The sequence below is a fragment of the Streptomyces syringium genome, assembly GCF_017876625.1.
GTDB classification, from domain to species: Bacteria; Actinomycetota; Actinomycetes; order Streptomycetales; family Streptomycetaceae; genus Streptomyces; species Streptomyces syringius.
Map to the genome: position 1 here is coordinate 5,089,681 of NZ_JAGIOH010000001.1, position 14,017 is coordinate 5,103,697.

The following is a 14,017-nucleotide window of genomic DNA, read 5'->3' on the forward strand; positions in this document are numbered from 1 at the left end:
GCACCCGAAGAGCGACCGCACTTCCTGAAAGGTTGCACTTCGGGTGGACCACTATCTATGACCGCGAGGTGAGGGTTCAGCGCGTCGCGCGGGGAGTGTTTTTGCCGCCACTGAAAGAGTGGAATTACGTACCATACGTGGGCTGTTGCCGCATGCTACTGTCGAGCTCAGTTGCAGTTGTGTTCCCAAACTTCAAGCGCCTCCGTCGGCACTCTCAGCCACTGGAAAGCGTTTTCGTACTGCCGGTCATTTTCTGGGCGGGCTTCATCGCGGCGACCCGGTATCCGCGCATCGCGGGTGCCGGCGTACGGCACCAAAGGAGATACGGCATGGCGTCAGGCACCGTGAAGTGGTTCAACCCGGCCAAGGGCTTCGGCTTCATCGAGCAGGACGACGGCGGTGCCGACGTGTTCGCCCACTTCTCGAACATCGCAGCTCAGGACTTCCGTGAGCTGCTCGAAGGCCAGAAGGTCACCTTCGACATCGTGCCGAGCCCGAAGGGCCCGACAGCCGAGAACATCGTTCCCGCCTGACGCCGGCGCGTACTTTGCAGCTGGGGCCCGCATCCCTCGGGGTGCGGGCCTCAGCTGCGCGCGTTTCCCGCAGGGGTGTCACCCTTTCGGAGTCGCGCCCGACGGCATCCGGGATTTCGCGTCCGCATGGCGTCAGCCATTTCATCGCCTGCACTCCGCACCGGATTCACGGCGGCCGAATTCGCATTCCATTCGGTCCTTTCCGTAATGCCCCCTTGCTCTCCGCTGCGGGAATTCCTTGACCGGGTCAATTCGCCGGGGGCGTCACATCGGCTACTCCGGCGAGGAGTTCCGCCGCCGCCTGGCCCGAGACGCGGGTCGCGCCGTGGGTGGCGAGGTGGACGGCGCCGGGGGACGTGCTGCCGGGGACGCCCATTTCGATCACGACGGCGTCCGGGCGGCCGGCCAGCAAGTGGGTCAGCGCGTCCGACATCCATGCGTGCCGGGCGGCGTCGCGGACCACGACGACCAGCGGGCGGCCGGTGGCGGGGGTCAGGGCGGTGCGGTCCAGGAGGTCCGCGTCGGCGGCGAGGTCGGGCTGGGCCAGCCGGACGGACGTGGCGCCGGGGCGCAGCTCGCGCAGGGGGCCCGCCACGCCCCACGGGGTCTGCCGGTCTATGGCCAGGGTCGAGGTGGGGACGAGCTCGACCACATGCGGGTCGGCCGGCAGCGGAAGGGTGCCGTCCGGGCGGCCGGCGACGCGCAGGGCACGCCGGGCCGCCACCAGGCCGATGTCGGAGCGCACCCCGTCGGCCGCCGTGCGGGACCGGGCGCGCCGGCCGGACCAGGCTGCGAACTCCGCGACCCGGGACGCCGCCCGGGCCAGGCGCTCTTCCGGCAGGGTGCCGTCGTGCACGGCCTTGGCCAGTGCGGTCGTCAGAAGGTCGGTGGTCGTCTCGTCCGCGCTCTCGCCGCCGACGCATACGGCGTCGGCGCCGCCCGCCACGGCCCGTACGGTCGCGCCGTCGATGCCGTAGCGGCCGGTCACCGCGCTCATCTCGATGCCGTCGGTGACCACCAGGCCCTCGAAGCCGAGCGTGCCCCGGAGCAGGTCGACCAGGATGCGGGGGCTGAGGGTGGCCGGGAGCTCCGGGTCGAGGGCGGGGACGAGCAGGTGGCCGGTCATCACGACCCGGACGCCCGCCTCGATCGCGGCGGTGAAGGGCGGCAGGGCGGTCGCGGCGATCTCCTCGGCGGAGGCCGTGACGCGGGGCAGGTCGTGGTGGGAGTCGACGGCGGTGTCGCCGTGGCCGGGGAAGTGCTTGGCGCAGGCGGCGACCCCGGCGGACTGCAGGCCCCGGACCCAGGCGGCGGTGTGCCGGGCGACCAGATCGGTGGCGGGGCCGAAGGACCGTACGCCGATGACGGGGTTGCGGGGGTTGGAGTTGACGTCGGCGCTCGGGGCGTAGTTGAGGGAGATGCCCGCCGCGTGCAGCTCGCGGCCGATGTCGTGGGCGACGGACTCGGTCAGCGCCGGGTCGTCCACCGCGCCGAGGGCCAGATTGCCGGGGCGTGAGGCGCCCGTCCACGCCTCCATGCGGGTGACGTCCCCGGCCTCCTCGTCGATCGCGATGATCAGGTCCGGGTTCTCCGCGCGCAGCGCCGAGGTCAGCCGGGCGACCTGCTCGGGGCTTCGGATGTTGCGGCCGAACAGTACGACGGCGGCCAGGCCCTCCTCGGCGATCCGGCGGCGGACCCAGTCCGGGGCCTCGGTGCCCTCGAAGCCGGGCTGGAGCACCGCGTGCGTCAGCCGGGTCAGTGGCTCGCCGCGACCGTGGGACTGCATGGGTGGGTACCTCCGATGGTGCCGGTGCCCGCGAGAACGGGACGGGACAATCGGGATGTTGGACTGTACCAATGGGGGTGTCAAGGCCGGACTGCACGCCTGAGCTGTTCGAATAGGCCTTTCTTGAGCCCCAGTTGGAGATCGCTTGAGGTCATCCCCCGGTAGGCAAAGGCGGTTGACGGCCCCCGAAGGGCTGTGCGAGTCTCCGATTGGTCTGATCCAACGGGGGTGGGGTGCGTGGACGGCCTCTTCTCCCGGCCGCACCGGGCCCGTACGACCGCCGTCGCAGGCACCTTCGTCCTCGTGGCCTTCGCCGGGCTCGCCCTCAGCACCGCCATGCCCGTCGCCGTGCAGGAACTGGGCGGGCTCTCCCTCTACGCCCTCGCGTTCGGCGGCTTCCTCGCCGCGTCCATCGTCGGCACGGTCGTCGGCGGCGGCCACGCCGACCGGCACGGCCCGGGCCCCGCCCTCTTCGCCGGGCTGCTCTGCTTCGCCACCGGCACGCTGCTCGCCGGAACCGCCGGTGCGATGCCGCCCTTCCTGCTGGGCCGCTGCGTCCAGGGCCTCGGCGGCGGCGCCGTGACCGTCGCGCTGTACGTGGTGGTCGGCCGGGCCTACCCGGCGTCGCTGCGGCCGAGGATGTTCTCGCTGATCACCGCCTGCTGGATCCTGCCGTCCATGCTGGGCCCGCCCGTCGCGGGCGCCGTCACCGAACGGCTCTCCTGGCGCTGGGTGTTCCACGCGATCGCCGTGCTCTCCGTGGTGGCCATGGTGGTGCTGGTGCGGCCCCTGCGGAAGGTGGGACCACCCGGAGCAACGGACGACGACGCGACCGGGCGGGACGGTCAGGCCGGGCGGGTCCGGGCCGCCGTGACGGTCGCCGTCGGCGCGGGGCTGATCGGCTACGCCGGTTCGGCCGAGGGATGGCAGGCCCTGCCCCTCGCCGCGCTCGGCCTCGCACTCCTGGCCGTGAGCGTACGGACCCTCCTGCCGCCCGGCACCCTGCGCGCCCGGCGCGGGCTCCCGTCCCTGGTGCTGCTGCGCGGGGTGGCGGCCGCCGCGTACTTCACCGTCGAGTCGTTCATCCCGCTCATGCTCGTCAACGAGCGCGACCTCTCGCCCACCGCCGCCGGGATGTCGCTGACCGGGGCCGCCCTCAGCTGGGCCGGTGCCGCCTGGCTCCAGGGCCGCCCCCGCCTGCCGGTGACGCGCGAGCGCGTCGTCCTCATCGGTGCTCTCGTCCACTTCTGCGCGGCCGCCCTCACCATCGCCGGGGTGCTGCGTGCCCTGCCCGCCGCGACCGCCGCCGTGGGCCTGGTCGTCGCCGGGTTCGGGATGGGGCTGCTGCTGCCCGGCGTCGGCGTCCTCACCCTGGACCGCTCCGCGCCCGACCGGCAGGGCGCCAACTCGGCGGCCCTGCAACTGGCCGACAACCTGTGCAGCGTCCTGCTCGTCGGCGCCTGCGGGGCCGCGTTCAACGCCGCGCACACCCGGGCCGGGCACGACGCGGGCGCCTTCGCCCTCGTCTTCGCGGTCGCCGCGACCGTGGCCGGGGGCGCGTGCCTGCTCGCCGGCCGGGTCACCGCCGTGACCATCTCGGAACCCTGTGCGGAGGAGAAGGAGCATGCGCCGCTATGACCTGGTCGGCCGTCGGGAGATCCGGCTCGCCGACGACGTCCCCGTACCCGTCCCCGGGCCGCTGGAAGTGCTCGTCCAGGTGCGTGCCTGCACGGTCTGCAACCGCAGCGACCTCGCCTACTACCACTACTACGGGCTGCGCGACCACTGCGCCCAAGGCTGCTTCGGGCACGAGATCGCCGGCGTCGTGGAGCGCGTCGGCCCCGGCGTCACCCGGGTGCGCCCCGGGCAGCGCGTCTTCGTCCGTACGCCCCTGACCACGGGATACGCCGACTACGCCGTCGCCCGCGAGGTGAGCGTCGGCGCGCTGCCGGACGCGATCTGCTTCGAGCAGGGCGCCATCCTGCAATTGCTGCCGCTGGCCGTCCACGCCACCAGGGGCGTCACCCTCGGCGACCGGGTCGCCGTCATCGGCCAGGGGCCGGTGGGCCTCATGGCGCTCCGCATGGCCGCCGCGCGCGGGGCAGCCGCCCTGACCGCCGTCGATCTCGACGACTGGCGGCTGGAGCGGTCCCGGCGGCTGGGCGCGGACACGTGCCGACGGGTGGACGGCAGCGCGGGTGAACTGGCGGGAATCGGGGAGGGCTTCGACGTCGCCATCGACGCCGTCGGCACGCCCACGACGCTGAACGCCTGCGTCGGACTGGTCCGGCAGAACGGGCTGGTCGTCATGCTCGGCACGCACCACATCGACACGAAGGTCACCGTGGACCTGGTGACATGGGAGCGGAAGGGCCTGCGGGTGCACAGCTCCGCCGAGCCCACGGACACCGCGCGGGCCGGCGCGATGGCCGTCGCCGAACGGCTGGCCGCCGAGCGCGCCGACGAGCTGCGCCTGGACGAGATCCTCACGCACGTCCTGCCGCTGACCGAACTGCCCCGGGCCGTCGAACTCCTCTCCGCGAGCCGCGCCTTGTACCCCGACGGCGATCCCGCCCCGTACGCCGGGCCGCCGCCGAAGGTCCTCAAGGTCGCGCTCCGCCCGTGAGGTGGGCCGTCGCCGGGTACGGGGACGTGGTGACGCGCCGCGTCCTGCCCGCGCTCGGCGAGTCGGGCGAGGAGGTGGCGTACGTCTGGGGGCGCGACGCCGGGCGGGCGGCCCGTACGGCCGCCGCCCAGGGCGCCGCGGCCGGTGGTGACGACACCGGCCGGCTCTTCGCGGGCGTCGACGCGGTGTACGTGGCGACGCCCGTCGTCGCGCACGTACCGCTGGCGGCGCGGGCGCTCGGAGCGGGCTGCCACGTCCTGGTCGAGAAGCCCCTCGCCGGTGCGCTGGGCGGTGGCGCGGCGCTGGCTGAGCGGGCGCGCGCGGCGCGGCGGTGCGCGGGGGTGGCGTACTACCGGCGGCTGGGACCGGCGGCCCGGTGGCTGGCGTCGGCCCTGCGGGACGGCGCCTCGCGCCTATGGCTCGACTTCCGTGCCCCCTTCGACCCGGGGCCGGAGCACCCCATGCGCTGGCGCACCGACCCGGCCGTCGCCGGGGGCGGAGTCCTCGCGGACGCGGGCAGCCACCGGCTGGACCTGCTGCTCGGGGCGCTGGGGCGCCCGTCGCACGTCGAGAGCCGGGTGGACCGCCGGTTCCCGGACGGGTGCGAGCGACGGGCCCGGCTGACGCTCGAGTGGGCGTCGGGAGTGACGGCCGAGTGCTGCTTCGCCTGGGCGGAGGGGCCGGTACGGGACCGCTTCGAGGCCCGGGCCGCCGGGCGTTCGTACGTGCTCGACCCGCTGGACGCCGATGCGGTGCCCAACCCGCACCTCCCGCTGATCGCCGACTTCGTCGCGGCGGCGGGGGAGGGGCGGGCCCCGGTCTGCCCACTGGCGGAGGCGGCCCTGGTGGACGAGGTCATCGCGGCCGCGCTGGCGTGATCGACAGGCGCGGCCCCAACTCGCGGTCCACGACCAGGGCTTTCGGTGGAACCCCTGGTGAGGCGATCGCCCGCGGAGTCGACGCCCGGCCGGCGGAGACCGGAGAGGCTGGTTCCCGCGACCACCACCACGATCAGCGAACTCAAGCCGGCCGGGGCCCCCTCCGCACCGAGCGGCCCGTCCCGAGATGGGCGAACCTCACCGCCCACGCGATCCCTCTCCTCCTGCTGCCCCAGTGCCTGTGGCGGCTGCCGTTCGCCTTCCACTCCGAAATGGGGCTGAACGTCGAGGGGGAGATGCCGTCGTCGCCGTGGGTGTCCATTCCCTACGTCTTCGGGCTCAGCGTGCTCACGGAAGGGGGCTGCTGGCGAAGGTGTGCATCACCCCGGGGATGCTGTGGGGCCCGCTGGTCCTGGTGCCGACCTACGCCTACTACGTACGCCGCTGTCGCCCCAACGGTTCATGACCCGCGGTTTCCACTGCCCCCTCCATGGGCGGCGCCCCCGATCAGGTCAAGTCGCTGACCAGATAGGCGAGTTCGGCCTGTCGTCCAGGTGTTCAAGTGGAGTGGTCGATATCAAGTCACCTTGATCAAGCCGGAGTTGGCCGGAACGCGGGGGGAGTCGGCGGCGCGTATCCGTCATGCCGTCGCCGCATCGGCCGGTCGCCCTCCGTGACGTTCCCAGGTCGACAGGGAAGGGGAGTCCCGGATACCGCTACCCGGTCACCGCCTACCGGACGGTAGGCGGTGACCGCATGGGTGTTTTCAGGCCCGTGCCCGCCGTTGCCTTTCCTTTGCTCAACCGTGGACGCAAGGACGTTCGCATGAAACTGTCCCTACGTAATCCGCAAGGAGGCCCCGCAAGGGGGTCGCGGTAAAACGGGGGCGATTATTGTGCGTGCGGCAACGGAATAATTCCGCGTCACCCCCCATTTCTTCCCGGCCGGTGCCCATCTGTCATCGAACAGGCTCGGCCACCCTTTTGCGGACTCGTGCTGCCGCTTTTCGTTCCGGCTCTTGCCATGAATTCCGCGCTTCATCCCGCATGGGGCGCAGTAACCAAGGAGAAAACAATGAAGAAGGTCATCGCAGCAGTAGGTGTGGCTCTCGGCGGCGTCGCCCTCGTCCTGACCAGCCAGGGGTCGGCGCAGGCCTCGGCCACCCCCGTGGCGCCCGTCGAGACCGCGACTGCCCAGGACTCGGGCAAGGGTCCTGAGGCGATCGGGGGCCTGGCCAAGCTCGCCGGCAAGGCCGGTAAGGCTGTCGGCAAGGCCGCCCAGAAGGGTTACGTCCACGCCAAGGCGGCTTGCCCGTCGGTTGCCAACGCGGCCCTGGAGGCGGCGGGCAACGTCGGCACCGTCCGCTCGGCCAACGTCCCCGACGCGGCCTCCGTCGAGACGGTTTTCGACAAGTGAGGGATCACCTTGTAGCCAGGAGGGTGGCGCTGCTCGTCGGCGCCGCCCTTCTGGGCCTTCATTTCCTTGCGGCCGCCTTCTCCCAGATGCCGCTCAATCCGGTGAAGCTGCGGAACTTCGAGACGATCAGCGGCTATCTCGATCCCTATTTCACTCAGAATTGGATGCTTTTCGCCCCGGATCCGCTGGCCGACAACCGTGGCATCCTGGCCCGGGCCAAGTGCGCGGACGGTTCCACCACCGAGTACTACGACGTGACGACGAAATACGTCGAGCAGGCCCAGAACAGTCGTTTCTTCCCGTCCCGCATGTCGCGACTGGTCACCGGCAACGTTCAGCTGATCAACGGCGGTGACCCGGTATTGACCAGGCTGCGCGAGGCCGAGAAGGAAAAGAAGAAGAAGGAACTTCCGCTCATGCCCTTCGAGAAGACCTCGCAGGAGGAAGCCATCCGGTTCCTGTCCAGGTATTCCCTGACGCAGATGCCCGGTGTCTGCGGCGGGAAGCCGGACCAGGTCCAGGTGCGGGTGTACGTCCAAGAGCTGCCGCCCTGGTCCAAGCGGAGGGACCCGAAGGCGGAGGACAAGGTCAGCGTCCAGGACCTGAAGTGGCTGAAGGCGGGGGCGCTGCTGTGAACGCTGCCGCGAGGAAGTTCGTCGATGCCGTGGACGGTGCGGCCGGCCGTCACATCAGCGTGCTCGGTGTCAGCGGTACCCGGCTCCTCCTGGGGTTCGTGGGCTTCATGTATTACGCGAGCCAGTACGGTGACCGCAGGTATCTGTTCGGCCCCGACGGGGTCTTCCCCTGGGGCGAGTTCACGAGCAAGGTCCAGGAGGCCGGAACGTTCAGCCTCTATACGGTCAGCAGCTCCGGTGTGTGGTTCGAGCTCGTCTTCCACGCGGGAATGCTGGCCGCCCTCGCGGTCACCCTCGGGCTGGGAGGCCGGCTGGGCCTGGCCGTCCACTGGGTCTTCCTGTGGTCGATCTACCAGCGCCAGCCCGTTCTCCTGGACGGCGGGGACAACCTGGCCTACCTGGTGATCCCCATGCTTCTGCTGACCCGCTGCTACGACCGGTTCGCCCTTTCCGGCGGTCTCGCCAAGAAGCTCGCCCCGCGCGTTCCGTCGGTGCTGCGGTCGTTGTCGGCGCCCCTGCACAACCTGGGCGTCGTCGCCATCGCCATGCAGATCTGCCTGGTGTACGTGGTCAGCGGACTGTACAAGGTGCAGGGGAAGATGTGGCAGGACGGAACCGCCCTGTTCTATGTCCTCCGGGTCTCCGAATTCAGCCTCCCCGGAGTGTCCAACCTGGTCTACGAGAACGACCTGTTGGTGTTCCTGGGGACGTACTCCACCACGATCTTCCTGGTGTACTTCCCGCTGGGCGTCCTCGTGCCCCAGCTGCGGCCTTGGGCCGCCATGGCATCGATCGGCTTCCACGTCTCCATCGGTGTGCTGATGGGGCTGACGGGCTTCGCCCTGACCATGGTGGCCTGCGACCTGATCTTCTTGAGCGGTGCGCTCGGTGTCGCCATGACCAAAACCGCGGCGTTGCTCCGTCGGCTCCAGTCGTCCGGCGGGCCGGGTCGATCGGGTCGATCGGGGCGACTGGGCCGGCCGGGCCGAGGACGGCCGGAAAAGCTTCCCGGCGGGGCAAATGCCGCCGTGAGCACGGAGAATGCTCCCGAGCCCGCCGACCGGCTCTCTACGGCATCGACCGCACCTACGGCGCCGACGGGCGAGGTCGCCGCCGCCGAGCCGTCACGGTAGAGGTGTGACGGCACACCGTTCCCGAAAGGACGTCCGACCTTGTTCCGCACGCCGATGTGTGTCCTCAGCAGCGCCGGCCCCCCACGTGCCGTCCACGGTCACGATCCGGACCGCTTCGTCCAGATCGGCTCCCTCACCAAAGTCCTCACCGGCACCGCGCTGATGCGCATGTCCCATGCCGGAGTGCTCGACGCGGGCGACCCGTTGGAGCGCTGGCTCGATGTCCCCCCGGGCACGGGCATCACCCTGCGGCACCTGGCGGACCACACCTCCGGTCTGCCCGCGCAACCCACCGGGCTGCCCCGCAAGGACCCCTATCTGTCCTTCGACGACGCCGCCCTCCACGCACATCTGCGACGCCTCGATCAGCTCACCACCACCCCCGTCGGGCAGGCGGAGGAATACTCCAACCTCGGATACGCGGTACTCGGCGCGGCGCTGTCGGCCGCCGCGCGGAAACCCTGTGCCGAGCTGATCCAGGAGTACGTCCTCGGCCCCCTCAACGTCCAGGACGTCACGGTCGATCCGCCCGCGGGGAGGCGTCTGCACGCCACCGGACTCCTCGGGCGGCAGCGGCGGCCGTGGACCGTGGACACGGCGATCATGCCTGCCGGGGGGATGTGGGCCACCCCCCGTGCCGCCGCCGAGGTGGTCAGAAAACTGGTCGTCGACCGCGAGCTCGGCCCGCCGGCGCCCTCCTGGCAGACCACCGGCCGGCTCGTCTGGCACAACGGCGCGACCGAGGGCGCCTCGGTCTTCACCGGTGTGCTGCCCGACGGCAGGTGGCTGCTGCTCCACCGGCTCGGCGGCTCCCCGGACCGGACGGACAAGCTGGGGGCCCAGATGCTCGCGCAGCTCCCACGGGACTGAACCAGTGTGGGTCCCTACGTACGTGAGCGGTACGAGCGCATGGCCAGCGGTATGAAGACCGCCGAGATGCCCGCCGCCCACAGCAGGGACCACAGCACCGGCTCGGCCACCTCGCCACCGAGCAGCAGACCGCGGAAGGCGTCGGACAGATGGGTCACCGGGTTCACGTTCACCCACGCCTGCAACCATCCCGGCATGGTGTCGACGCGGACGAACGCGCTGCTGGTGAAGGTGAGCGGGAAGATCAGCACGAACGCGAAGACCTGCACCTTCTCGACGTCGCCCGCCAGCATGCCGATCAGCACCGCGGTCCACGCCACCGCCGCGGCGAAGATCATCAACATCAGCGTGGCGCCCAGGAATCCGCCGAGGCCGCCGGTGATCCGGAACCCCAGCGCGGCGCCCAGCCCGATCATCAGCAGCATCGCCCAGAGCTGCTTGGCGAGGTCCGCCGCGATCCGGCCGAACAGGGGCGCCGAGCGGGCTATCGGAAGGCTGCGCAGCCGGTCGAAGACGCCCTTCGTGAGGTCCGTGTTCAGCGACATCGCGGTGTACATGCTCATGAAGAGCGTGTTCTGGACGATGATCCCCGAGAGGGCGTACTGGAGGTACGCCTTCGGCGTCCCGGCCATCTGCCCGCCGAAGACGTACGTGAAGAGGAAGACGAACATGATCGGCGTGACGCTGTAGTCGACGAGCTCCAGCGGATTGTGCTTGACGGACACCAGGCTGCGCCACGCCATCGTGCCGGTCTGCCGGAGCGCGGCCAGCGGCCGTACGTTGCCCTTCTTGCCCACGGGGGCGGTGACGGTCGCGGCGGTCATGACGGGGTCCTCACCTTTTCCTGCTCGTCGCCCACGTCCGGGGCACCCTTGTCCGGCTCGTCCGGCTGCTGCGGCTCGGCGCGGTGGCCGGTCAGGACGAGGAACACCTCGTCGAGGGAGGAGCGGCGCAAGGTCAGCTCGCCGACCGGGATCGCCGCCTGGTCCAGGCGGCGGACCACGGACGGCAGCAGCTCCAGGTCGTTGACCGGGGCGGTGATCTCCTCGCCCTCGATCCTGGCGCGCCCCGCCGCCTCCCTGACCAGTGCATGGGCCTTGGCCAGATCCGCCGAGTGCACCGGCCGCAGTTGCAGCACCTGCCCGCCGACCTGCGACTTCAGCTGGTCGGGCGTGCCTTCGGCGATCACCCGGCCCTTGTCGATCACGACGATCTCGTCGGCGAGCTGATCGGCCTCGTTCAGATACTGCGTGGTGAGCAGGGCCGTCACACCCTCCGCGACCAGACCGCGCAGCATGTCCCACAGCTCGCCCCTGCTGTGCGGGTCAAGTCCGGTGGTCGGCTCGTCGAGGAAGAGGATCTGCGGTCGGCCCACGAGGCTCGCCGCGAGGTCAAGGCGCCGCCGCATGCCGCCGGAGTACGTCTTGGCGGCGCGGCCCGCCGCGTCCTCCAGATGGAACCGCTCCAGCAGCTCTCCGGCCCGGGCCCGGGCCTCGGTCCGGCCCATGCCGAGCAGTCGGCCGATCATCAGCAGATTCTCGGTGCCGGTCAGCTTCTCATCGACCGCGGCGTACTGCCCGGTCAGCCCGATCATGGCTCTGACCAGTCCTGCTTCCCGGACGACGTCGTGGCCGCCGACGCGCGCCCACCCGCTGTCGGGCGTGAGCAGCGTCGCGAAGATGCGCACCGCGGTGGTCTTGCCCGCGCCGTTGGGACCCAGCAGGCCGAGCACGGTACCGGTACGAGCGGCGAGATCCACGCCGGCCAGGGCGTGGGTCTCCTTGAAGCTCTTCGCCAGGCCTTCCGCCTGGATCGCGAATTCCATCGGACGTCCCCTTGATGCCGCGGCCGCCGCGTGCGCCCACGTCTCCCCCTACTGTGACCCACACCACTGACATTCCGCGCGGCGAGCTTGGGCCTGAGCTTTAGGCCCAGCGGGCCTGGCGGGGGTCTTGGCCGTTGCTCCGGCTCAGGTTCTGTGTGTACGAGGCCTGTGCGTCGTCCTGGCGGCAGTCGCGGCATTTGGTCTCGTCCGCGACGGGCCGGAAGACGCGGTCGCAGGTGCCTGTACAGGTACGCAGGGGCTGCGGGGCGGGGGTAGGGGCTGTGAAGGGCGGGGGTTCGGGCATTTTGCGCGTGAGGCGGTTGTGGGCGAGGGCTGCGGGGGAGTGGATGCGGTCGGGTAGGCCGTCGGTGAGGGCTTCGCGGAGGTCTTTGGCTGTGGCGCCGCGCAGGAGCCATTCGCCTGCGAGGGCGGCGAGTTGTTGGATGTCGCGGCCGGTGAAGCGCAGCCGGTGTTCCTGGTGGGAGAGGGAGGCGAGGATGAGGCCTCCTCGCTCGATGAGCGGGGTGGGGACGTGGGAAGGCTGGGAGGGCTGGGAGGGCTGGGAGGGAGGGTTGTCTTTCTTTCCCTCTGTGTTTGTTGGGTGACGGCCGATGGACCGGTCTGTCGGTTCGCCGGTGGCCGGTTTCGGGGCAGTCGGTGTGACCTGCGGGAATCCGTCCCGCACCGCCACTGCTTCGGTGTCCGTGAGGACCACGGGCGAGACGAGCTGGGTGGTCCTCCACTTGCCGCGCTCGACCTGGAGCCGCCACTCGTGGACGTAGCCCTCGGCCTTCAGTTCCCGCTTCGCGCGGGTGAAGGCGCCCTTCGTGATCCCCGCGGCCTTCCCCGCCTCGCACAGGGGTGCGTCCACACTGGCCGGGAGGGACAGCTGCCAGATCAGCAGCCGTACGGCGTTCGCCGACAGGCGCGGGTGGCGGATGATCTCGTTCGATACCTGCGTGAAGAAACGCTCAGGGGCGATAACATGCCGAAGCATCCTGGGACTCCTTGTGTAAGTCCTCGTGGGTGTAGGCCCTCGGCCGGTGTTGGTAGCACCGCCGGGGGCCGCCTTGGTTTCGCCACCGTAGCGCAGGGATGCTGAACTCCCGTGTGGATTCGTGCGAGTTGGCACTTTCTGGTAGTGGCCTACTCGTCGAGGCGGTTTGCGAGGAACCGGGCGCCCGTGGTCCGGCTGGTGACGGGAACTCCGGCGACGTTGTTGCCGACGGCGCTCGGGGGGCTGTCGCGCGGCCTTGAGCGGAAGCGTCGTGCTGGTTACGCGGCGAACTCTGCCGCCGCGCTTCGGCAATATCCAGAATTCGAGGGTCGACTGGTCGGATAATAATCCGAATAATCGTCCGTCGGTCATCCGGTGAAAAAGCTTGGAGGTTAAGCCAATATTCAAATGGAGGGAAATCGCTTTAGTCTGTGCGGTACAGGCGTAGAGCGAAGACCCCCGACTGCGCCCGGCCATCGTGGGCTGACAGAAAATCAGCGCCATGCGCGTGGTGCTGACGTTCAGTCCGAACCGAGGAGGTCAAGTGGCCACAGTATTTCTTCTGACGCTCTCGTGTCAGACCACGGAGGACAGTACTGGCGCCGACGAAGCGTACCTTAACTTCAATGGTTCCAGAATCTTCGGACCGACGAGCATCAACGACGGCGAGTCCAGGGAGATCGGCGTCTTCAGAACCTTCTTCGGTCAGGCGACAGTCGACCTCTTCGATGAGGACTCGCCGGACGCGGACGACCACCTCGGCGGAATCATCGTCAGGTCGTCCGAGGCGGGCCTGGGACAGCGGGTCCAAGCCTTCACAGGGGACGACGCCCACTACACGATCCTCTACGAAGTCCGGTAAACGCTATCGGGCTTGCAACACAACCCGAAGCCCTCTCGCTCCCGCCGGGATTCCCGGGAGGGCTTCGGAACGCGTTCCCGGGAGGAACCGCATGCGACGCCACGCCACGCCATTCGTCGCCCTGCTGGCAGCAGGATTGCTCGGCATCGGAGGTACCGCGCGGGCGGCCTGCGGAGCGCTGATCATCAATGACGCCATGTATGCCAACCCCAGCGGTTGTTACCAGGTGGGATTCCCGGGAGAGGTCAGAAACGACACGGACGAGATCGTTATCCTCTTTGACGACGACCGCTGTGAGGGAATGCAGATCGGCGTGGTCATTCCAGGCGAAGAGGTGGTCGCCATGCCTGGCACCAGCCTCTATGTCCGGTGACGCCATCGATGCCCTGAGAGCGTCTCGAAGGCGGGGTGACGATCCACCGCCGCGTGCCCGCGCCCTCCCGCGTAGATGAAGTA

General features: G+C 70.1%; 14 protein-coding genes. 10 read left to right on the forward strand and 4 right to left on the reverse strand.

All coding sequences use genetic code 11. The features are described from left to right. Window positions 1-329 precede the first annotated feature (329 nt). Window positions 330-533, forward strand: a complete 204-nt coding sequence (locus JO379_RS22775) for a cold-shock protein (RefSeq protein ID WP_130879819.1) — start codon at window positions 330-332, stop codon at window positions 531-533. 247 nt (window positions 534-780) lie between these two features. Here the strand turns inward: JO379_RS22775 and JO379_RS22780 are convergent, their stop codons facing one another. Next, a complete protein-coding gene (locus JO379_RS22780; RefSeq protein WP_209516694.1) occupies window positions 781-2,319 on the reverse strand; it encodes a glycoside hydrolase family 3 protein in 1,539 nt (512 codons plus the stop codon). 237 nt (window positions 2,320-2,556) lie between these two features. On the opposite strand from JO379_RS22780, the gene JO379_RS22785 reads away from it, so the two are divergent. The 7 genes from JO379_RS22785 (at window position 2,557) to JO379_RS22815 (ending at window position 9,877) form a co-directional block, all read left to right on the forward strand. After that, on the forward strand, window positions 2,557-3,957 hold the full coding sequence (locus JO379_RS22785) for an MFS transporter (protein WP_209516697.1): 1,401 nt from the start codon (window positions 2,557-2,559) through the stop codon (window positions 3,955-3,957). Next, entirely contained in the window at window positions 3,944-4,945 is a 1,002-nt protein-coding gene (locus JO379_RS22790) for a zinc-dependent alcohol dehydrogenase (protein ID WP_130879821.1), read from the forward strand. The genes JO379_RS22785 and JO379_RS22790 overlap by 14 nt, the downstream gene beginning before the upstream one ends. Beyond that, a complete protein-coding gene (locus JO379_RS22795; RefSeq protein ID WP_209516700.1) occupies window positions 4,942-5,823 on the forward strand; it encodes a Gfo/Idh/MocA family protein in 882 nt (293 codons plus the stop codon). The genes JO379_RS22790 and JO379_RS22795 overlap by 4 nt, the downstream gene beginning before the upstream one ends. Before the next feature lie 1,074 nt (window positions 5,824-6,897). After that, window positions 6,898-7,239, forward strand: a complete 342-nt coding sequence (locus tag JO379_RS22800; RefSeq protein WP_130879823.1) for a hypothetical protein — start codon at window positions 6,898-6,900, stop codon at window positions 7,237-7,239. Between the two features lie 23 nt (window positions 7,240-7,262). Then, window positions 7,263-7,874, forward strand: a complete 612-nt coding sequence (locus JO379_RS22805) for a DUF5819 family protein (RefSeq protein ID WP_130879824.1) — start codon at window positions 7,263-7,265, stop codon at window positions 7,872-7,874. After that, complete coding sequence (locus JO379_RS22810; RefSeq protein ID WP_307842110.1) at window positions 7,871-9,007, forward strand: HTTM domain-containing protein; 1,137 nt, start codon at window positions 7,871-7,873, stop codon at window positions 9,005-9,007. The genes JO379_RS22805 and JO379_RS22810 overlap by 4 nt, the downstream gene beginning before the upstream one ends. 39 nt (window positions 9,008-9,046) lie before the next feature. Next, complete coding sequence (locus tag JO379_RS22815; RefSeq protein WP_242626242.1) at window positions 9,047-9,877, forward strand: serine hydrolase domain-containing protein; 831 nt, start codon at window positions 9,047-9,049, stop codon at window positions 9,875-9,877. A 14-nt stretch (window positions 9,878-9,891) separates the two neighbouring features. Here the strand turns inward: JO379_RS22815 and JO379_RS22820 are convergent, their stop codons facing one another. The 3 genes from JO379_RS22820 to JO379_RS22830 all read right to left on the reverse strand — a co-directional run bounded on the left by JO379_RS22820 (window position 9,892) and on the right by JO379_RS22830 (window position 12,699). Further along, the gene (locus JO379_RS22820) at window positions 9,892-10,701 is read right to left on the reverse strand and encodes an ABC transporter permease (RefSeq protein ID WP_130879825.1); all 810 of its coding nucleotides are present in this window, start codon (window positions 10,699-10,701) and stop codon (window positions 9,892-9,894) included. Beyond that, window positions 10,698-11,702, reverse strand: coding sequence for an ATP-binding cassette domain-containing protein (locus JO379_RS22825; protein WP_130879826.1), 1,005 nt, complete (start codon window positions 11,700-11,702; stop codon window positions 10,698-10,700). Before JO379_RS22825 ends, JO379_RS22820 begins: the two co-directional genes overlap by 4 nt. A 100-nt stretch (window positions 11,703-11,802) precedes the next feature. Then, window positions 11,803-12,699, reverse strand: coding sequence for a hypothetical protein (locus JO379_RS22830; RefSeq protein ID WP_209516702.1), 897 nt, complete (start codon window positions 12,697-12,699; stop codon window positions 11,803-11,805). Between the two features lie 502 nt (window positions 12,700-13,201). Here JO379_RS22830 and JO379_RS22835 point away from each other — a divergent pair. Then, window positions 13,202-13,561 carry a hypothetical protein gene (locus JO379_RS22835; protein WP_209516705.1) on the forward strand — a complete coding sequence of 120 codons (360 nt, stop codon included), beginning with the start codon at window positions 13,202-13,204 and terminating at the stop codon, window positions 13,559-13,561. Window positions 13,562-13,652: 91 nt separating this feature from the next. Next, window positions 13,653-13,934 carry a hypothetical protein gene (locus JO379_RS22840; RefSeq protein ID WP_130879829.1) on the forward strand — a complete coding sequence of 94 codons (282 nt, stop codon included), beginning with the start codon at window positions 13,653-13,655 and terminating at the stop codon, window positions 13,932-13,934. Window positions 13,935-14,017: the final 83 nt, after the last annotated feature.